This window comes from Spirosoma horti, from assembly GCF_054776595.1.
The window spans coordinates 164980-185460 of the sequence record NZ_BAAHBQ010000009.1 but is presented as its reverse complement, the minus strand read 5'-3'; the positions used below and the strand labels follow the sequence as shown (position 1 = coordinate 185460).

16 protein-coding genes are annotated in these 20481 nt (G+C 51.6%); 5 read left to right on the top strand and 11 right to left on the bottom strand.

Features of this window, described 5'->3' with window-relative positions; translation table 11 throughout:
• Nucleotides 1-70: 70 nt before the first annotated feature.
• The 4 genes from ACYVAM_RS26245 to ACYVAM_RS26230 form a co-directional block, all read right to left on the bottom strand.
• A complete protein-coding gene (locus tag ACYVAM_RS26245; protein WP_461072667.1) occupies nucleotides 71-463 on the bottom strand; it encodes a hypothetical protein in 393 nt (130 codons plus the stop codon).
• A 132-nt stretch (nucleotides 464-595) separates the two neighbouring features.
• The gene (locus ACYVAM_RS26240; RefSeq protein ID WP_461072665.1) at nucleotides 596-1933 is read right to left on the bottom strand and encodes a TolC family protein; all 1338 of its coding nucleotides are present in this window, start codon (nucleotides 1931-1933) and stop codon (nucleotides 596-598) included.
• Between the two features lie 11 nt (nucleotides 1934-1944).
• Nucleotides 1945-5034 carry an efflux RND transporter permease subunit gene (locus ACYVAM_RS26235; RefSeq protein WP_461072663.1) on the bottom strand — a complete coding sequence of 1030 codons (3090 nt, stop codon included), beginning with the start codon at nucleotides 5032-5034 and terminating at the stop codon, nucleotides 1945-1947.
• Nucleotides 5031-6101, bottom strand: a complete 1071-nt coding sequence (locus ACYVAM_RS26230) for an efflux RND transporter periplasmic adaptor subunit (protein WP_461072661.1) — start codon at nucleotides 6099-6101, stop codon at nucleotides 5031-5033. Before ACYVAM_RS26230 ends, ACYVAM_RS26235 begins: the two co-directional genes overlap by 4 nt.
• A 150-nt stretch (nucleotides 6102-6251) precedes the next feature.
• Between ACYVAM_RS26230 and ACYVAM_RS26225 the strand changes: the two genes are divergently transcribed.
• Together ACYVAM_RS26225 and ACYVAM_RS26220 are read left to right on the top strand one after the other, a co-directional pair.
• On the top strand, nucleotides 6252-6869 hold the full coding sequence (locus ACYVAM_RS26225; protein ID WP_461072659.1) for a TetR/AcrR family transcriptional regulator: 618 nt from the start codon (nucleotides 6252-6254) through the stop codon (nucleotides 6867-6869).
• A gap of 212 nt (nucleotides 6870-7081) precedes the next feature.
• Nucleotides 7082-8440 carry a hypothetical protein gene (locus ACYVAM_RS26220; protein ID WP_461072657.1) on the top strand — a complete coding sequence of 453 codons (1359 nt, stop codon included), beginning with the start codon at nucleotides 7082-7084 and terminating at the stop codon, nucleotides 8438-8440.
• Between the two features lie 51 nt (nucleotides 8441-8491).
• Here the strand turns inward: ACYVAM_RS26220 and ACYVAM_RS26215 are convergent, their stop codons facing one another.
• Complete coding sequence (locus tag ACYVAM_RS26215; RefSeq protein ID WP_461072655.1) at nucleotides 8492-9994, bottom strand: M28 family peptidase; 1503 nt, start codon at nucleotides 9992-9994, stop codon at nucleotides 8492-8494.
• A 133-nt stretch (nucleotides 9995-10127) separates the two neighbouring features.
• On the opposite strand from ACYVAM_RS26215, the gene ACYVAM_RS26210 reads away from it, so the two are divergent.
• From ACYVAM_RS26210 to ACYVAM_RS26200, 3 genes are all read left to right on the top strand, one after another.
• Nucleotides 10128-11714 carry a serine hydrolase gene (locus ACYVAM_RS26210; RefSeq protein ID WP_461072653.1) on the top strand — a complete coding sequence of 529 codons (1587 nt, stop codon included), beginning with the start codon at nucleotides 10128-10130 and terminating at the stop codon, nucleotides 11712-11714.
• A gap of 58 nt (nucleotides 11715-11772) precedes the next feature.
• Nucleotides 11773-13299, top strand: a complete 1527-nt coding sequence (locus tag ACYVAM_RS26205; RefSeq protein WP_461072651.1) for a M20/M25/M40 family metallo-hydrolase — start codon at nucleotides 11773-11775, stop codon at nucleotides 13297-13299.
• Between the two features lie 174 nt (nucleotides 13300-13473).
• Nucleotides 13474-14022, top strand: coding sequence for a YceI family protein (locus ACYVAM_RS26200; protein WP_461072649.1), 549 nt, complete (start codon nucleotides 13474-13476; stop codon nucleotides 14020-14022).
• Between the two features lie 73 nt (nucleotides 14023-14095).
• Here ACYVAM_RS26200 and ACYVAM_RS26195 read toward each other — a convergent pair whose 3' ends face one another.
• From ACYVAM_RS26195 to ACYVAM_RS26170, 6 genes are all read right to left on the bottom strand, one after another.
• On the bottom strand, nucleotides 14096-16474 hold the full coding sequence (locus tag ACYVAM_RS26195; RefSeq protein ID WP_461072647.1) for a gliding motility-associated C-terminal domain-containing protein: 2379 nt from the start codon (nucleotides 16472-16474) through the stop codon (nucleotides 14096-14098).
• 272 nt (nucleotides 16475-16746) lie between these two features.
• On the bottom strand, nucleotides 16747-17952 hold the full coding sequence (locus ACYVAM_RS26190) for a DUF3570 domain-containing protein (protein ID WP_461072645.1): 1206 nt from the start codon (nucleotides 17950-17952) through the stop codon (nucleotides 16747-16749).
• A gap of 12 nt (nucleotides 17953-17964) precedes the next feature.
• Nucleotides 17965-18189, bottom strand: a complete 225-nt coding sequence (locus ACYVAM_RS26185) for a DUF4266 domain-containing protein (protein ID WP_461072643.1) — start codon at nucleotides 18187-18189, stop codon at nucleotides 17965-17967.
• A 23-nt stretch (nucleotides 18190-18212) separates the two neighbouring features.
• On the bottom strand, nucleotides 18213-19166 hold the full coding sequence (locus ACYVAM_RS26180; RefSeq protein WP_461072641.1) for an FAD:protein FMN transferase: 954 nt from the start codon (nucleotides 19164-19166) through the stop codon (nucleotides 18213-18215).
• Complete coding sequence (locus tag ACYVAM_RS26175) at nucleotides 19163-19606, bottom strand: thioredoxin family protein (protein WP_461072639.1); 444 nt, start codon at nucleotides 19604-19606, stop codon at nucleotides 19163-19165. Before ACYVAM_RS26175 ends, ACYVAM_RS26180 begins: the two co-directional genes overlap by 4 nt.
• Before the next feature lie 36 nt (nucleotides 19607-19642).
• A complete protein-coding gene (locus ACYVAM_RS26170) occupies nucleotides 19643-20182 on the bottom strand; it encodes a Rieske 2Fe-2S domain-containing protein (RefSeq protein ID WP_461072637.1) in 540 nt (179 codons plus the stop codon).
• Nucleotides 20183-20481 lie beyond the last annotated feature (299 nt).

The window sequence follows — 20481 nt, the reverse complement described above, 5'->3', positions numbered from 1 at the left end:
CCTGATTCAGGTAAGGGGACTGGTAGCGTTACAGAGCAGAGGCCCGCTTATAAGCGGGCCTCTTTTGGTATCAGGTAGCTGATAAAGTGGTGAGGAGTAGCTTTCTCTTCGCTCGCTGATTCAACTGGTTCAAGCTGGCTATTTGCGAAATTAATCTGGGGTGATTCAGGTTATGGTCAGCCTGGCTACCAGTACTTAACTGCTCAAGTTCCTGAAGCAGTGTATCCATGGCAGTCTGCATAGCGCTGACCAGGGTCGCCATCTGCTCTCGCGAACACTGACCGATATAGCTGCTTCGGGAAGATTCAGATCCATTGGAAATCGCATTTTGCTTCAGGCAGTTTCTTACTTTTTTGAAATTTATAAATAAATCGAATGCTGCTTCTGTCCAGGCAGCCAAAGCATCTGTATAAGTGGTCTTATCTGCGGAATGTCGATTACCTTCCAGGGATGAACCATCCATGCGTATTGATATCTAGTGTTTTATGGGAAAATTACTTACAATTTTTCTAAATAGGTTACTCGCGGGTAGACTTATTGAAAATATTTTTAAAGTAATAGATACCCTATTGTAACTGGAAGACAAAGGAAAAGCCTACTTCGCAACGCCGGTTATCTGCTCCAGTTCGGTTAAGGCCAGCCGATAGGCCATCTGCGCCGAATACAAATCAACTTCTGCTTTCGTCAACGCGGCCTGCGTTTCCAATACGTCTCGCTTCAGAACCAGGCCCGCTGCCAGCCGGTCATTTTTAAGTTTTAGCTCATCCCGGCGGTACTGGGCCGCCTGGCCGGCAATGGGTACCAGCGACTGGGCCTGCCGGGCTTTTCTGTAGGCTTTCTCTACTTCGATCCGTACGTGTTCGCCAGTGTATTGCCGGTTCTCATCGGCTTGCTTCTGCTGCGAAAGTCGCTGGTTCAACGTTGACCGGCGCCGACCAAAATCGACGATATTGTAGCTGAGCTGTAGCCCCAGAAAGTAATTGCTTTGGGGTAAGTCGGAAATGACATTCTGGAACAGATACCCGCCCAAAGCCCCCACATTGGGAATGTAATCTTTGCGGGCTGCCTGAACGCCAAGGGCCGCTTTCTGGCTGGTCTGGTCGGCCTGACGCACATCGAAATTGCCGGATTTAGCTCCCTCCAGATAAACGTCCAGCGAACGAAGCGCCGGTAATGAATCATTCACCGGACTGATGGTCAGGCCTGTACCCGAGGGTAGTCCAAGTAACTCATTCAGATCGGCCGTGTAGTCTTCAATCTGGTTACTGGCCTGAAGAAACTGTTGTTGCTGATTTGCCAGGTCTGCCTGCAACCCAACTTTGTTGACCGGGTCTGTTTTACCCGCCAGCAAGGCGCTTTCCACATCATATAGTTTGGCTTGCGTCAGATCGATCGTTGTCTGAATCTGTTGTTGTTGCTTCTGGGCAATCAACAAGCCGTAATACAGCTTCTCGACTCCCTGCCGAACCAGCAACTCGGCCTGACTGACCTGCGTTTGGGCCAGTTCAACATCGGTTTGGGCTACTTTAACGCCGTCCTTAATCTTGCTTAGCTGACTGATCGGCTGATAGGCCAGCACATTACCCAGAAAGAGGTTGTGCTTGGCTCTGAACAAGGTAAGATCCTGTTGCGGCAGGGGAATGGGCGTCGTACCTGGTAACACACCAATTGACCCACGCGGCAGGGTCAAATCCCGTGTGACGCCATTGTAGGCGTACATCCCGTTGGCCACAATCAACGGATACAGCCGACTGCGGGCTTCGGTGATTTTATACCTGGACTCGTCTACTTTATAGCGCGCTATTTTGAGTCGTCGGTTTTGTTCGATGGCCTGTCGCTGCGCCAGCGCCAGGGTTAACGGCTGGCTGGTCTGGGCCGCCAGGGATTGACTAATCAACCCCAGCAGAAGGGTCATTTTTAGGTAGTTAGGCATTGTTGAGCTAGCTAGGAAGCCTGGTAGGCAATGGCTTCTTCTTTGGGTTTGACGGATAGAACAAACAGGACGGGTATGACCAGCAGGGCCATCAGCATGGAAAAGATAACGCCCACCGCCAGTACGCTCGCCAGCGGACTCCACATCGGTGAGCCGGACAGAATCATGGGGACTACGCCAATGGCCGCGGCCATGGTGGTCAGGAAAATAGGCCGCAGTCGACGTTTACCCGCTTCGATGGCCGCCGTTCGAATGTCCATGCCTTTCCGGATCAGTTCGTTGGCATAATCCACAAGAATGATGGCGTTGCGTACCACAATTCCCGACAGGCTGATGAGGCCCATAAAGGCGGTGAACCCAAACGGATTTCCCGTGAGAATCAGGCCTAGCAAAGCCCCGAACAAACTCAGCGGAATGGATGCCATCACTACCAGCGACTCTTTCAGATTGCGAAACTGAAACAGCAGGATCAGGAAAATAAGGACCAGGCTGATGCCCAGCGCGCCTACCATCTGACTAAAGGTAGCTTTTCGGTTTTCGTCTTCCCCGCCATATTGAATGCTGTAACCTACGGGTAGTTGAATGTTGGCAATCTGCGGCTGAATGGCTTTCAGCACTTCAGAAGGCAGGGTGTTTCGGTCCGTTTCACTCTGCACGGTCAGGGTTCGAACGCCGTTCCGGTGCATGATCCGGCCGGTTTGCCATTCGGGGCGCAGGGTAGCAATTTGCCGGAGCGGGACACTATTTCCCGTAACCGGAGAGTTGATATAGGTATTTCCCAGATCGGTGAAATTCCGGCGGTTTTCTTCATCCAGTTGCAGGACCAGATTAACGGGTTGGTCGCCTTCGTACAGTACCGAAATGGGCGCTCCTGAAAATCCAGTGTAAATGCTGGTCGCTACGCCGGAGGTGGTAAAGCCCAGTCGGTTCGCTTCATCTTTCAGATCGATGCCCACGCCATAATAGTCTTCTTTAAAATCCGTACGTACGAGGGTACTGCCTGGCGCTTTTCGAACGATAGCCTGAATTTGGCTGCCAATGCGTTTGAGCTCACGAAGATCATTGCCAATAATACGCACTTCAACCGGCGCAATAGTCAATGCGCCCTGTTGCATCAGCCGAACGCGGGGTGTACCATCCGGAATCAGAGCCGCGACTTTATTGGTTAGTTCTTCGGCCAGGGCTTCGGTTTGTTCGTCGGTATGCGTATTGATCAGCAACTGGCCGTAATTGGTCACGGGCGGTTCGGGCGAGAAGTTGTAATAGAAACGAGGGGCGCTGGTACCAATAAAGGAGGCATAGTTTTCGACCCGATTGTCTTTTTTGATCAGGTTTTCCAGTTTGGCAACGGCTTCCTTCGTCCTGTCCAGTCTGGTGCCAGTGGGCATCCAGACTTCGACCACAAACTGGTTGCGCTCGGCCGCCGGGAAGAATTTCTGCCGAATTCCTTTAAACAATAACCCCGATGCGGCAATGGAGACCACGGCCAACATGAGCGTGGCCGCTCGGTGGTCGATGCACCAGCCAATGGCGCTGTCGTAGCCATCCTGCATGTAGTCCAGGAGCGATTTCTTTTTCGGTTTTGCCCGTTGGTTGCCGGTGTCGATAAGCTGGTGTAAACCTTTCTTAATGAAGGTGTAGCACAAAAACGGGGTCAGGAGCATCGCCACGATAAACGAAGACGCCAGCGCAATGGAAACTGTAATGGGCAACGAGAAGATGAACTCCCCAACAGAACCCGTCAGAATAATCATCGGCAGAAAAGATGCGATGATCGTCGCCGTCGCGGTCAGCACCGGCACCACTAAATCAGAGGCACTTCGCCAGGCGGCTGTCCAGCGTTCGACGCCCTCGTCCAGTAGTTCGACGTAGTTGTCGGCAATGACAATTGCATCATCGACGACCATGCCCAGAACCACGATCAACGCGGCCAGCGAAACCTGGTGCAACTCGATGCCGAACGTATGCAGTAGAGCAAACGTAACGGCTACAGTTACCGGAATGGCCATGGCCGCCACGGCCGCGATGCGGAAGGGCAGCAGGATAATGGTCACGATAACAACCGAAACAATAGCCAGAAAAAACTCCCGGATAAAGTCGCTGACGCTGTGCTGAACGACCTGCGGCTGATTGACAACGGTGGTCAACTTAATGGAGCTGGGCAGATTGCGCTGGATTTCGGCCAGCTTGGCCGCCACCTGGTCGCCAAACTGAACGATGTTGTTCCCTTCCTGCATCTCCACTGACAGCATCAACGCCCGTTGGCCATTCACGCTGATCGTTGAGGTTGGTTCGGCGTATTCACGTTTGATAGCCGCCACATCACCCAGTCGAATGACCGATCCGGTTGGCGTGGTCCCAATGACCTGGTTGGCTACTTCCTGTTCCGTATTGTAGTATCCCTGGGCATATAACGGCACCTGCGATTGCTCGGTCTTAACATTGCCCGTTGCCTTGATGGCGTTCTGGGCCTGCAACACCTGAACGACCTGCGTCCATTTGATCCCATATTGTGCTAGCTGCTGTGAGCTGGCCGTAATGGTAATCTGTTCTTTCTGTTCGCCATAGCGCCGGATTTTGGAAACCGCTTTATTGGTCCGTAAACCGTCTTCAATCCGTTTGAGGTAATCGCTCAGTTCGGTGTACGAAAGCTGATCTGATTCGACGCCAATGAGCAGGGCCACCGTATCGCCAAAATCGGTATTGAGAATGGGCCCCTGTACACCCTGGGGTAAATCCAGCACTTTGGCCTGGTTAAGATCATGCCGGAGTTTCGACCAGAAAATGTCTGGATTTTTAACGTTCTCCTCCAGTTCAACATTAATCACTACGGCCCCGTCGCGGGTCGTCGAATAGGTTTTTTCCTTACGGACTTCGGCGTAGCCAAACAGGTATTGTTCGATCTTGCGGGTCACCTGATCTTCCACCTGCGCGGAATTGGCACCGGGAAAGAAAGCCACGACCAGGCCAGTCCGGATCGTGATTTTAGGATCTTCCCGGCGGGGCATGGTCAGCAGGGAATAGATACCCACCGCCACTGCCAGAAAGACCACACTAAGGGTGACCTGCGGGTAGCGTAACGAGCTTTTAATAGGGTTCATTGGGCGGGTTGGTTAAATTGGATCGATGCACCATCCTGTACTTTTTGCTGCCCGCCGGTAATGACCAGATCCGTCGCGTTCAGGCCGGACGTGATCTCGACATCGCTGGCGAAGACTTGTCCAACGGTTACCTTTCGTTTGAAGGCTTGTTTCTTCTGGTCGTCTGCCACATACACATACGTTGAGCCGTCGTCGTCCCGCAGCACGACATTACCCGGCAGAACCAGCGCTTTTTTCGTTTGTGTAGCTACCATCCGGGCATCGGCAATCATGCCCGGCCGAATCTGCAAAGTTGGATTGGGTACGTCGATCTTGACCGAATAGGCTCTGGATGCGGGGTCGGCAACGGCACCAATGAGCGAAATTTTGCCGGTATAAGATTGACTAAGCGCAGGAATAGTTACTTGGGCGGCTTGTCCCAGCCGTAATTGGCCCACTTCTGATTCAGGAACGGACACCCGAATTTTAATGGGCTGGATATCGGCAATCTGAAACAGCGGTTGGCCCTGCGGAATAATCTCGCCGGGGTTGGCTCCTTTGCGGGCCACAATGCCGGAAATGGGGGAGTAAAGCTTCGTTTCCCGCAAGTTTTTTGCCGCCAGTTGCTGGCGGGCTTTTACCTCCTCAAGGCCAGTCACCACTTTTTCGTAATCGCTGGGCGTAAGGCTCCCCCGATCTTTAAGAATGGTAAGCCGGTTGTATTCATCCTGAACACGAGCCACATTGGCGTTGGCAATGGTTACGCCCAACTGGTAATCGGTGGGTTCGATGGACGCGATCAACTGCCCGGCCCGGATCGTTTGTCCTTCCTGAATAGTAACCCGGTCCAATTTTCCCGCAACCATAAAGCCCAGATTGACCGTCGTTTCGGCTTCGGTCGAGCCGCTTAGCACCAGTTGACCACCTTCCCGTGCGTTCTGAACCCGACTAACCACAACGGGAATAGCGGTAGGGGTTTCGACCGGACCGGAGTCAGGATTTTGTTTTTTGTCGGAGTTTGGCTGGCAGGCTATCGAGCTGGTAACCAACACACAGGCAACGAAAAATTGAGTATAATCACTATTCATAAGACTAACTGGTTGGTAAGTGCGAATTACTACTTAAAAGTCATGTTGTTAGGTACTTTGTTTAGTTTCGCCTGATTATTTAATCTAAGAGCAATCAGAAATTGCAAATATTACACTTTTTTTGTATTTTCAGTTTCCTTTGTCAAAAATATGGAAACGATTAAGAATAGAACGCGCCAGCGAATTTTAGAAGCGGCCCAGTCGCTGTTTATGCGATACGGGTATAGTCGCGTAGTTGTCGATGATATCGTTCGGGAGCTGGCCGTCAGCAAAAAGACGATTTACAACCACTTCAGTGGGAAGTCGGCTATTCTGATGGCTTGCATCGAGTACTTCGCCGAGTCCTATCAGAGGAAAGCAGCGGCCATTTTGCAGAATACTGATTTGCCCATACGGGAAAAACTGACAGCTTATCTGGAATTTATTGGACTGAGTTTCTCCAGTTTTAGTCAGGACTTCTGGATTGACATAAAGCGGGCTGAGCCCGAAGCCTGGGTGTACATAAATACCTTTAAGCGAGAAATCTCATTAAAGGACTTCGGGCAATTGATGGACGAGGGCGTTCAGGCCGGGTATCTGCACAATGATTCATCTCGCCATATGGGTATTCTGATGCTGATTGCTACGATGCAGCAATTAACAGACCCCGATTATCTAAGCCAATTTCCGGCGGAGATTATGGCGGCCGTTCCTCAGGATACCACCAAACGAGTCGAGCAGATTGTGACTATTTTACTCAGAGGATTACTAACTGTGAAGGAATCGTAAGGTGGGCAAACGGGTCGCGATAAATTCGTTTTAACGAAACATTAATCGGGGGTTTATACCTAATCAGGGCTCTTATTTGTTGTTTGTATAGTTGATAGTAAGGTCCGATAACTACCAAAAGCCAACGCTTTTTGCAGCTGTCGAACCCCACCACTGACTACCCGTTTAGTGTCAATACGAACAAATAAAATCTCGGTTAAAGAGAGTTCATTATGAAAACGTTCATCCAAAGTATCCTGGCCAAAGCTCTGTTGCTTTCCATTGGCCTATCGGTCGCAGGATGGCAACCCACTATTGCCCAAAGCACCAATTTCGGGCAGCAGCCCGTACAGAATACCGATCAGTCTCTGGCTTCTACCATCGCTCCCTATCGCGACAATGTTCGCCAGTCGGTCTTACTGGCCAGCGGACAGCCGCAGGTTTTAAGCAGTCTCGCTCAACAGCGGGCATCCAGTCAACAGGCGTTTAGTCAGTTGATTCAATCCTACAGACAGACCAAGCAAGGCTGGTTTTATGACGTGTCTCGTTATCCCGACATACTGCATACACTGGCTACCCTGCCCGCTGGCTCTAGCGAAGCGCAGGTGAAAGAACTGGCAAAAAGCCTGCCCGCCGATACGCAGGAGTCAGCCTGGAAACTCTATCGTCACCACCACGACGATTTAGTGCAGGTCGACAACCTGAACGAGCAGGCCCAGCAAGCCTTCGAAAAGATAATCAGTCCGTTGGACGGCCCCACTCAACAGGCATTTCGTCAGTTGATCGATATGCCTGACGTATTGACCCAACTGACCGATCAACCCGACAAGACGACTGAATTAGCCAGTGCCTACCAGGCAAATCCGGACGAAGTAACGCAGAACCTGACGGCTATGCACGATAGCCTCACCGCTCAGAATCAGCGGGAAGTGGCCGACTATCAGGCTCAGTTGAATCAGGATCCACAGGCGCGGCAGGAGTTGCAGCAGGCTGGTCAGGCCTATGCACAGGCAAATGGGTATAAAACGGGTATCAACCCGAATCCCGCCTGGCCGAACAACACCAACTACTATATGAATCCGTATCCTTACTGGTTTGGCTATCCATACTGGTACACAACGGCCATGTGGTATCCATCGGCCTGGTGGATGGGCACCGGATTCTACTACGGACTGGGCGGCAATATGATGGTTTTTGGGTTACCCTCTTTTGGCTTCTCAAACTGGTTCTTTGGGGGCGGCTATTACGCCTATCCGCATCTTTACGGCCGTTTTAATCGATATTATAGTAATTATGCCGGTTTCAATCGCCGGTTTACCCCGGCCAGTGCGGGCTTCATGACGGCTGCTCACCGAGCCTTTGGCCCGAGAACCGGATTCTCGTCACCCCGTGGCAACTGGGTCACCAATGCTCGTCCATTCAGCCAGTCGAATGGCCGCTTTGGCGGTGCTCGAATTTCGGCCCCATCAACTAATTTCGGCGGTTCACGCATTCAAAGCTGGGGTGGGGGTGGTATGCGCTCATTCGGTGGCGGTGGGTTTAGCGGTGGCGGATTTCATGGTGATGGTTTCCACGGTGGCGGTCGCCGATAAATAGATCAATTAATAATAAAAAGGCTGCCAATGTGATTTGGCAGCCTTTTTTTATCGTTCCAGTTTGAAGCCCTGGTCGACTCGGACCCGGTCGGGGCGGTTAGCCACATCCCAGCCGGTCAGGTAGATCCATTTCGCAATGCGGGTCACTTTTTCTGTATTGATGCGGTCCGGTTCATCTTTCGGCGTGTGGTAATCGGGATGCAGCAAGGTGGTGAAGGCAATGGCCGGTACGTTGGCACGGGCGTAGGGGAGGTGGTCCGAGCGGAAATACCAGCCTTCCGGATGCTCAGGTTTATCCCATAGTGTATCGAGTTTGAAATGGGCGTCGGACTGGTTGACAGCCAGCGCGGCATTGACCAGGTCTGTCGAGTTCTTGTGCGGAGACTGCTGCCCCAGAATGGCCGCGCTGTCGGGCGCATTCCGGCCAATCATTTCGGCGTTCAGCACCGCAACAATGGACCCTTTGGGTACGGTTGGGTGATCGACAAAATAGCGCGAGCCCAGCAGGCCACGCTCTTCGGCCCCGTGAAAAACAATCAGCGCTGACCGTTTGCCGGGTTTCTGAGCGAAGGCCCGTCCGATGGCCATCGTGGCCACGCAGCCACTGGCATTATCATCCGCTCCGTTCCAGATCGAGTCACCCGCGACGGCCCGCCGAACCCCATCGTGATCCTGGTGGGTACTAAACAATACGTACTCATTTTTTAGTTTTGGGTCCGTCCCCGGCACCTTCGCCACAATGTTTACGGATGGGTAGTTGAAGCTTTCCACGTTTACAACGTTCGTAAACTGCTGGCCTGGCTGTTTGATCCACTCCAGCGCGCTGGCGGGCAACCAGACCGTTGGTGCCTGCGAAAAAACACGGGTATTGGCTCCACCGGGCAGATCATAGCGACCGCGTTCCAGCCCCGTCGTCCAGCGCTCAAAATAAGACTGAGCAGGCGTGTCGGATACCCAAACAACGGCCAGGGCACCGGCTTTTACCAGTTCAGCCGCCCGGCGGGTCATGGTGCCGAATAGAAAACGTCGGTAGCTCAGTTCGGGCGGGCCCGTTCCCGAAAATTCGAGGGCAACGGCTTTGCCTTTTATATCCACGTTCGCCATATCCTCGGGCGTACCTTTGCCCACAAAAACGAGGGGGGCGTCGACCGAAGCAATGGCCGGTGCCAGAATGAACGCATCCTGACCGTGGACGAGTTGATGACTACCGATGTTCAGGCGGCTGGTTTCGGTGATTCGAGTGCGCTGTATGTGGAAAAACTGGAAGAACGTTCCGTCATCGCCAGCAGGTTGCAGGCCCATGGCCCGGAGCTGGTCCGCAATCCAGACAGATGCTTTGAGCTCGTCGAGCGAGCCGCCTTCGCGTCCACGGAAATGGTCGCCCGCCAGCGCAAATAAATCTCGTTTAATGTCACTTTCCTTGATCGCCGATACCGCATTGGGTGTTTTAGCCGCACTGCTCTTCGACTGGGCCTGGCTGGTCGTTAAGCCCCAAAAAAGAGTGAATGCCGTAATCAGGAATCGAATGTTTCTGAAGTTTAAATAGATCATTGTTTCGTTATATACTGATAATTGGGTTTTAACAAATCTACGGACAGTCACCCTAATTTTACGTCTCCTGACCAATTGGTTTTTGTAAATTGCTGACACATTATTCGTCCTTCCTGCGAAATAAACCGTCGATATGAAACAGCCTTACCTTATTTTATGCCTACTCTTGGCATGTTTTGCCAAACAACCTCTTTCGGCTCAATCCAAAAAGATCACGACAGACCCCGTCGCCCAATACGATGCCTATGTACAACAGGCCGTGCGGGACTGGAAAGTGCCGGGTTTGACGGTCACTGTCGTTAAAGACGGTAAAGTCCTTTTAAAGAAGGGGTATGGTATTCGGGTGTTGCCGGGAACGGGTTCGGGCAAGTCCGAAGCCGTTGACACCCAAACGCTCTTTGCGATGGCCTCAACGACCAAAGCCATGACGGCGGCCTGCCTGGGCATGATGGTCGATGAAGGAAAGCTTCACTGGGATGATCCCGTTACTAATTACCTGCCCGATTTTCAGCTATATGACCCTGCTGTGACCCGCGAGTTGCGCGTTCGGGATTTATTGATCCATAATACCGGCGTGGGAAACGCTGATGTACTCTGGGCGGCCATGACCATACCCTCCGACGAAATTCTACACCGGATGCGCCTGGTTAAACCGTCCTATTCATTCCGTTCGGGCTTTATCTACCAGAATATTATGTATCTGGCTGCGGGTAAAGTGCTGGAGAAAGTGAGTGGCCTGCCGTGGCACGTGTTTATTCGCACGCGACTTTTTGAGCCTCTGGGCATGAGCCGGACAAAGGCCTTGTTTGGCGACATAACCGATGCAAACCGCGCTAAGCCGCACGTGGCCCTAAACGATACGGTTCGGGCGGTAAATAGCCTGAAAGAAGAAGGGCTGGTGGATGCTGTCGGACCGGCCGGTTCTGTTTGGACATGCCCCGATGACGTGGTGGCCTGGATGCAGTGCATGCTCGATAGTGGCCGGTACCGTAACGGCGGGTCACAGGTGAAAACGCTCCTGAAACCCGCCACCTGGGTCGAGTTATTTAAACCACAAACGCTGGTTACGGATGCCGAATTCTACCCAACGCAGGTACTGACAAAACCCGTTTGGAAGACCTACGGACTTGGCTGGTTTCAGCAGGATTACCGCGGTCATCGCATCAATTTTCATACCGGTAGCCTGACCGGAATGGTGGCCATTCATGGGCAACTGCCGGATCAGAAACTGGCCGTATACGTGCAGGGAAATCTCGATCATGCCGAACTGCGCCATGCGTTGATGCTTCGGGCGTTCGATGTGTTTGCCCTGGGGCTGTCGAATGATTGGAGTGCGGATTTGCAGAAATTATACGGTGGCATTAGGCAAAAGGCTAAGCTGGCGGAACGACGGGTGGATAGCACGCGGGTGATGAATACCAAGCCGTCACTACCCTTAACAGCGTATGTTGGCACCTACACCGACCCCCTGTATGGTAAAGCGGATGTGACATTGCGCGATGGTAAGCTGTATTTTTCCCTCAATAACGTCATGACCGGCTACCTGGACCACTGGCACTACGACACCTTTCGCCTTACGTACGATCAGTTCTGGAATGGAAAAGATCCCGTAAGTTTTATCCTGGACGCGAAGGGCAAAGTCGCCAAACTCAATGACTCGGGACTTGAACTTACTAAAGTGCCGGTTAATCCAGGGAAAGGGTTGCAGGGTGGTAAATGACCAGAAGTTCCTATTTGTACCCATACGTTGATTTAACCGCCAACTAATCAATCTATACATGTTTGTGAAAACCTTCCTCTTACTTGCCATTATCAGTACAATTTCTGCCAGTGCACAAACGACTCAGCAGCGTGTTCGCCACTATCGGCAAGCGCGGGAAACGGCGCTGATGGATGAATACCGGGCGTTCCTGGCCATTCCCAACGTGTCGTCCGATTCGGTCAATATTCGCAGAAATGCAGCGTTCATCCTGCAAATGATGAAGAATCGGGGCCTTACCGGAATGCTTCTCGACGGTCCGACGCCCGGAACTACCCCCGCCGTATTCGGTGAAGTTCGGGTGCCCGGCGCTGAAAAGACCATCGTGTTTTATGCCCATTACGATGGGCAACCGGTCAATCCGAAGCAGTGGGCTGATGGGTTGCAGCCGTTCGTTCCCGTATTCATTACGGCTCCCATCGAGCAGGGCGGTAAAGTTGTTACTACCTATAAATCAGGTGATTCAATCGACCCGAGCTGGCGGCTGGCGGGTCGGGGCAGTGCCGATGATAAGGCCGGTGTCATGACCATTCTCAACGCTTATGATGCCCTGGTGAAAAGTAACATTCCGCTTACGGCCAACCTGAAGTTTTTCTTTGAAGGGGAGGAAGAAATTGGCTCTACGCACCTGGGTGAAATTTTTGATAAACACCGCGATAAGCTGGCCAGCGATCTCTGGATCATTGCCGATGGTCCACGCCATGTATCGGGAAAACCGGTTGTGCAATTTGGCGTACGGGGCGACGTCAACATGCACCTGACGGTATACGGCCCCAAACGACCCTTACACAGCGGTAATTACGGAAACTGGGCACCCAATCCGGCCATGCGGCTGGTAAAACTGCTGGCCAGTATGAAAGACGATACGGATCGGGTCGTTATCAAGGGATTTTATGACGATGTGGTGCCGCTCACGGCCAGCGAAAAAAAGGCGATGGCCAGCGTGCCCAATATGGAAGCGGCTCTGAAAAAAGAACTGGGTATTGCCCGGCCCGATGGTAATGGCACCTCGTTCGTTGAGTTACTCATGCGCCCGACGCTGAACATAAACGGTCTGCAAAGTGCCAACGTTGGGGCGATGGCCGGAAACATCATCCCGACCAAAGCCGAAGCTGTTCTGGACTTACGGCTCGTGCGGGGCAATGAGGTGACCCGGCAGGTTGGGCGGGTAATGGATCACATTCGTGCTCAGGGATACCAGATTCTCGACCATGAACCTACCGATGCTGAACGGCAGCAGTACCCCAAACTGATCAGGATTACCCAGGGGACGGGCTACAACGCTCAGCGTACGCCCATGGATTTGCCCATTGCCCAGGAGGTTATCAAGGCTGTGCAGACCACCAGCGCTGAACCGATTGTCTTATCACCCTCGTCGGGAGGGAGTTTGCCGCTCTATCTATTCGAAAAAGTGCTCAAAGCCAATGTTGTGTCTGTGCCGGTTGTCAATTACGATAACAACCAGCATGCCGAGAATGAGAATGTAAAGGTTCAGTATTTATGGGATGGCATTGACATCATGGCGGCCGTGATGCTGATCAGGTAAATGGTGTAAGCAGGATTCTTGAGTGTGTCGGCAGATGTGAGTAACCGACGGTGCCGACACATCAGGTAGTCGTTTCAACTTTCTTTAACTTTTTTTTTCTTGATCTGAACCATTTAAGCTTAATTAAATGTATATACATCAAATACGATTACACGCAATTTAAACTATAAGCACATGCAAGCACAACCCGCAACCGCAACCACCTGGGCTATTGACCCGATGCACTCTGAAATTCAGTTCAAAGTGAAACACCTTGTTATCTCGACCGTAACGGGTTCGTTTGGCCAGTATGAAGGTCAGGTAGAATCAGTTGGTGATGATTTCTCGGATGCTAAAGTTTCGTTCTCGGCTGACATTTCCAGCATCAATACAGGACAGGAGCAACGGGATGGTCACCTGAAATCAGTTGAATTCTTTGATGCTGAGCAGTTTCCGAAACTGACGTTCGTGTCGACGGCCATGACAAAAACGGGTGACGATACCTATAACCTGACAGGCGATCTGACGATTCATGGTGTTACGAAACCAGTAACCCTGAAAGTAGAACATGGTGGCCAGATGCAGGATTTTTATGGTCAAACCAAAGCCGGTTTCGAAGCAACGGGCACGATCAAACGGAAAGAGTTTGGATTGACCTGGGACGGAGTTACCGAAGCGGGTGGTGTTGTTGTGAGCGACGACGTTAAACTGGTGCTGAATATTCAGCTGACAAAACAGGCTTAATGGATAGATTTTAATAAAAAAACCGGTACAAACTGATCTGCTCAGTTTGTACCGGTTTTTTTTATACCACCTGCTACCGTACCAGAACCAGCCTGCCCCGTATGACGGGCTTTTCAGGTACCGTATGCAACGTATAAGCGTACACACCCATGGGTAGTGAAGTCCCGTTCAGCGTACCATCGAATGGGTTTGTGTAGCCTTTACCTGATGAGTAAATGACTTCGCCCCATCGGTTGTAAATAGTCAGGACGGCGTCGGGAAAGGCTTCGACGCCGGGTAATTCCAGTACGTCATTTACACCATCGCCATTGGGCGAAAACGCATCGGGTACCCATACCATGGCAAATACGGTAATATGAATGGTGTCTTTAGCCTCACAGCCAGTACTGTTTTTTACAGCGAGCATATACGTGATGTCATCCGAAATGTTGGTGATGGTTGGATTTGCGGTACCGGGATTGTCCAGATAAGTCGATGACACCCACTGAAACTGATTCGGGTTGCCCGTGTACACGGGGTTGAGCGAAAACGTATTCCCCCGATAAGTCGTCATGGAGTCTGCCAACTGGATGGTAGGGATGGACGCTACGATTGCCAGGCGGGTAGCGACGGTGCCTGCGCATTCGGGAGAAGCTTTAACAGTGTAGGTCACGGGATGATCACCAACACCAGCCTGCTTTGGGCTGAATACATTCCCGCTTACCCCGGCTCCTGAAAATTCGCCCCCTGCCGGGCTACCCGTTAGCGTATGAACGGGCACATTGGTGCCACAAACGCCCGGAATTGAATCGAGGGTCACAACAACGGGCGCAATCTGGATAATAGTCACCGGGCTGGATGTGCCATCACAGCCGTATAAATCGGTGGCTTTCACGATATACGTACCTGCCGATTTGGCTACCAGCTTTGATTCGCTGCCCCCAACCGGGACGCCATCTTTTTGCCAACTGTATAGTAGTCCACCACTGCTGAGCAGGGGCAGGGAATCCTGTGGACAGATTCGGTCGAAGCCCGAACTTGATTTAATCTCGGCCAGTACCGCAGGCGACCGGTCAAGAACGGCCGTATCGGTGCGGGCCTGGCAACCCAGGGTGGGGTAGGTCAACACGGCCCAGTAGTTGCCCGGCTGCGTGGCCTGCAGGGAGTCGGTTGTGTTGCCCGTTAGTGCCTGATTGTCTTTATACCACTGGTATGTAACGCTGGGAAGCCGGGTTGCCTTCAGGTTGATCGTGCCCGTTGTAGCGCACAGATGCCCGCTGGCCGAAACGGTTGCCGTACTGCCAATGACATCGACCAGTAGCGTTTCTGAATTGCCTACTTTGCTGCATGAAGTTTTCAGGGAGACAATGACAGCGTATTGACCCGATGTTTTTACCGATAACGACGGGCCGGTGGCTCCGGGAATGTTAACGTCGTTTCGACGCCACTGGTAATTCCAGTTATCATTCACACTGGCCATCAGGACTGCGGAGTCCCCTTCGCAAAGAATGGTTATGGGTTGTTTGGGCCGGTTTTTAATCTGCACGGCGGGATCGGGCGTAGTGGTTGGCGGACAGTCGACAACGAGTAGCTGAAAATCACGCCTTACTTCACCAATTTTTACCCCATTGCGGTATTCTTCTATTTTTACCGCAAATACATACAGTCCTAGCTTCGTTGCCGTGACCGAAAGCTCACCTGTCTGGGGGTTTACTTTCAGGGTGGGGCTACCGGGTATCGCATTGTTGGCATCAAAGCCCGAAAGCCAGCTCACATCTGGGTAGGGCGCTGAGGACACCGCATTCGGCGTAGTATTGTTTTGCCCCGAAATAGCTTTTTGGTTGAGGGGTGTCACCATAGAATACCTCAGTTCATCCCCGTCCGGGTCAGTACCACCGAATGGAAAGGTGAATGGATCACCGATGCATACGTACTCGCCGTTTATTGAGCCAAAATGGGGTGATGAATTAGTGAATAACTGGTTATTCTGCAACAGGGCTGGAAACTCAAGGTAAAATGTATAGCCCGTTTGAATTGGATTGACGATGTTGTTTATTCCCCCGTTTCGATTCCGGGTCTGGTAGGACACATAATATCCTTTACTGTCGTTATATGTGTCGGGGGCAAGCTGGATATCGGCCTCGAAGGTGGCGACGAGGAATTTGAGGTTTCGCTGTTCTGCGCAATACCCATTGGCATAGATAATTGGCTGCCGCTGGCCGGTTTCACGGGTACTGAATCGCATCATCAATACATCATCGCGTTTTCGGAAAATACCCAGCATGCCACCACTCTGCCGATCAGCCTGGGGACTACTTTCCAGATACTGGGTAACAATGATGCGAAAATGGCCGGGAACGTCCCCAACGGCCCGCATCTCCATCTGCCCGCCAACCTGGTGGGTCGCTTTGACGCTGAGCGGTAACCCCAGAAAAAGTAACCAGGCTAGAAGCCGAAAGGTAAACATGCGCATAAACAATCCGTCTTGAATCTCCCGTTCATTCTTCTGATGCGACTATGTTGGTAGAATTGGTATACTACTGGGATTGTGAATGTTACTAAAGTTCAGCTTTAAGCCGACATGATTTAACTATTTTAACTTATAGAAAAGGAAAGTTAATCCTAAATATACGCATACTTGTGCCGATTTAAGATGAACCAATGGAGTAAGAAATGAAATTGTTTACAGACAAGCCTACGTTACCCATTGAGGAAATTGACTTACCTGTAAGTGACTGACCCAATTTATTTTAGCTTGGCCAGTAAGGTCAGGCTATTGGCCACCATCCCCGTCGTTCGGGTATAATGCCCGTACCGTACTTCAACGCTTTGCCAGTGCCCGATGCCAAATAGTCCGCCGGGTGGTGCCAGGCGAATGCCCGTACCGATAAACTGGCTGTTGAAACCCGAAATATCATAATCACTGGTGTAGTATGGGTCGGTCGAACGATGTTCGCCGTAGGGCGAAAAATACCGAACGGCTGTTTGATGGCTGAATCGGTAAAAGGGACTAACGGATACAAAGGAGGTCAGTTTAATGGGCGTTTCCAGGTTGACCGTATGCGCCTGCATGCCCCAATCGTCGATATAATAACGGTAAAACGTTCGTATCACAATTCGGTCACCCATAAAATAATGCAACCGTAGCCCAAGGGGCAGCTTCAATCGACGACCGGGGAGCCGCTCGACCGTTTCGGCACCATCCTGAAAATAAATACGATGAAAGGGCGTGCTCAGTAAGCCCTGCTGAAAGGCCGGCTCAACGGTGAACAGAACCTGGAGTCGCTTGTTGATGACCTGCGATAAAGACAGGCTAACGTTATAGGAATTACGGGGCTTGTAGTCGACCGGGTCGGTGTCGCCGTGGGCACCGGAGCCGTAGCCTTCCGGCCGGAGCTCGGCCGGGAGAATGACTTTCCAGGTGTCGAAAAAAGCGCCCGCTTTCAGGCTTACTTCCCGATTGTTATCGGCAGAGGATTTGGCAAAGCTAAGGTTAACGCCGTACGATTTGTAGTCGTACTCCGTTGAATACGACAGCGCAACACCATGGGTCGTGCGCCGATCGTTGTCATGAACGCTCCAGGATACCGACGGGTAAATATGGGTATCGCTCCGCGAAGCCGACGAAACTGTCAACGGATCAATTTTATCCGACGAAGCCGATGTGTAATGGTCGATGTTAAGGTCAAACGTCAGGCTATGCTGCCGATTTTTAGCGTCAGTGCTTTTAAGAACGAGGTCGATGGATTGAGCAACGTCCGTTAAGTATTCTGTGCCAATCCCGCCCGTCACGGCTGACCTGTCGCCATCCTGCTGATAGTAACTCGATACAAGGTTTATCTCATCCAGTTTAAGTTTACGGGGTTCATACGGTGGCTTGTCGAGCGATTGAGTATAACCGGCCCGCATTAAACTAAGCAATAACCCAACGGATAGGCAAATTTTCTTCATACGTATAAGGGCTTAGTTGCAGCCGCAGCCTCCACCGCTTTTGCCCCCGTTCGCACCGGCAGCGCCTTCCCGATAGAGGTAGAAATTCTGCTCGAATTTTTCTGATTTACGAGCCGACAATTCCATTTCGGCATCATTGATCCGGCTTTTTTGATACTCTTTTACGGTCGTACAACCGGATAGCCCAAGTAGAGCCAGGCAAACGAACGACACTATTTTTAGGCTTTGTAAGATCATGGGAGCAATGTCAATGTATGCAGTCAGGCTACCGCCTGTGTTTTGATTCGAATATTCGTTGATGTATGAAGCATGTCGGTATCGTCGATAATGATGCAGGCTATGTGCTTCATCTGATTGATAAGATCCAGCCCCACCCGGACGCCCATAACCATAACGGGCGTTGCCAGCGCATCGGCCAGCTCGGCGTTGGGCGCAATGATGGTTACACTTTTCAGCCCCGATACGGGATAGCCGGTTTTAGGATCAATCGTGTGCCCATAGCGTCGGCCGTTAATGAGGGCGTACTTCGCATAACTGCCGGAAGTCGCCACCGCCATATTGCTGATAGCCAAGTAAGAAAACGCCTGGTGATTGGCCAGGTTGGGGTCGGCAATACCAATCGTCCAGGCCTTGCCCGTAGGCTGCGTACCCCAGGTGGTCAGATCACCAGCCGCGTTTACAATACCACTCTCAACGCCACTTTCGCGAAGTACGCGTTTGGCCTGTTCAGCCGCGTAGCCTTTTCCGATGCCGCCAAAGCCAATGCGCATGCCTTTTTCTCTTAAAAAAACGGTCTGTTGGTCGGCATCCAGCACTACGTTTCGGTAATTAATGAGCTGCACCATACGCCGGGCGGTTTTAGGGTCGGGGAGGGTAGTCATCGTTGTATCGAAATTCCAGAGCCGCTTATCCAGAGAGCCATAGGTGATATCGAAAGCGCCCTGGGTCAGGGTCGATAAACGAAGGGATCGCTCAATGAGCGCAAACACTTCCTGGTCGACCTGAACGGGTCGTATGCCCGCGTTGGCGTTGATCTGGTTTGTTTGGCTATCCTGGCTATACGTTGTCAGCAGTCGCTCGATACGGTTAATCTCGGCCACCGCTGCATCGAGACGCTGGTTAGCCCAGCCGGGATCGGGACTGACAACACTTAGCTCGAAGCGGTTGCCCATGAGCCGTTGTACCCGTTTATGAATGAGCGGGGGGACTGTCATTTTGGGGATGAAATAACGGATTGGATCGCGTCAAGAAAAGAGGACACCGTTAAGGATTGTGGGTAGCCTTCCCACTCTTTCAGCACCTTGCCATTCGCGTCGAGCAATACCGTAAATGGAAATTTGCCCTGTTTATTGTAGGTTTCTGCCAATGACTCGTTATGAGCCGTTTGTTTGGCGTCAAGCTGGTTCTTCGACAGCCGGGGAAAGTCGGCCCGCAACAGAATCAGGCGTTCATCAGCGAAAGCTGAAAACTCAGCGGATTCAAAGATCGTCTTCTTGAGCTTAATACAGGGGCCGCACCAGTCGGATCCGGAAAAATTAAGGAGAATAAATTTATGAGACTGGGCCGCTTCGACTTTAGCCTGATCAAAATTAAGTTGCCAGGTTGGGGGTATACTGAATAGATACACCAGGAGCGATAGCAGGATGACTTTCATGCGATTTTCAGATTTTCTTGCCAGAGAGTGGGTTAATTAACTATAAACAACCAGTGTTTTGCCGTCGGTTGCGACCTTATAGACGGTAAGGCCCCGACTGCCAAAGCTATTTTTGCCTTTGCCGGTCAAATCGAACCGGGCGCCGTGCTGTGTGCAGTAGAACTCCGTTTTATTAAAGATAATGGCTTTTTTTGGCTCATGGCTACAGGTTTGGGTGACGGCCACATAAACCCCCGTGCTGACCTGGGCGACCACGATACCGCTCTGCGCCAGATATCCACCTACCGTTTTTAGGCTCGTTGCTGCCGAACTGCCGAGGTCAATCGTTAGCAGTCTATTTGTGATGGTGCTCAGATCCGTGCTTCCCGCCGAAGTTGTGCTTGCCGGGGTTGTTGCCGTGCCCGATGCGGGTGATGTCGACGTAGTTGTCGAGGGAGTCGTAACGGTCGTGCTCTGGGTTCCTGGAATCGTCAACGCGTTAACGACAGTGTCCTCATCCCGGACACAGGATGTAAGGGCAGCCATCAGGGCTGCACCGGTAAAACCCATCGATTTCAGAAAATCGTAGCGAGTCATAAAAAGTAGACTGAAAGTAGGCGGCTGTTCGTCATTGGCCCATACGTTGGGGGCGGCTAAAACGTGGCAACTAGCTAGGGTTTTGGTATTTTTTTTGCTTGTGTAAAATTACTTACCTCGTTTTCCTAAAAGTAAGGTCGTGAACGTTACATTATGTCCTTACTTTTGGCGGTGTTAAAGGCGAGGCTAGCTCACTAGCGCATAACTTACGGGTTGAGCCCTGTGCTTACCAATAAGTAAATAATGTTGCCAGATTACTAACAAAGATCAATTATTGCAGTACCCGCTCACTTACTCTG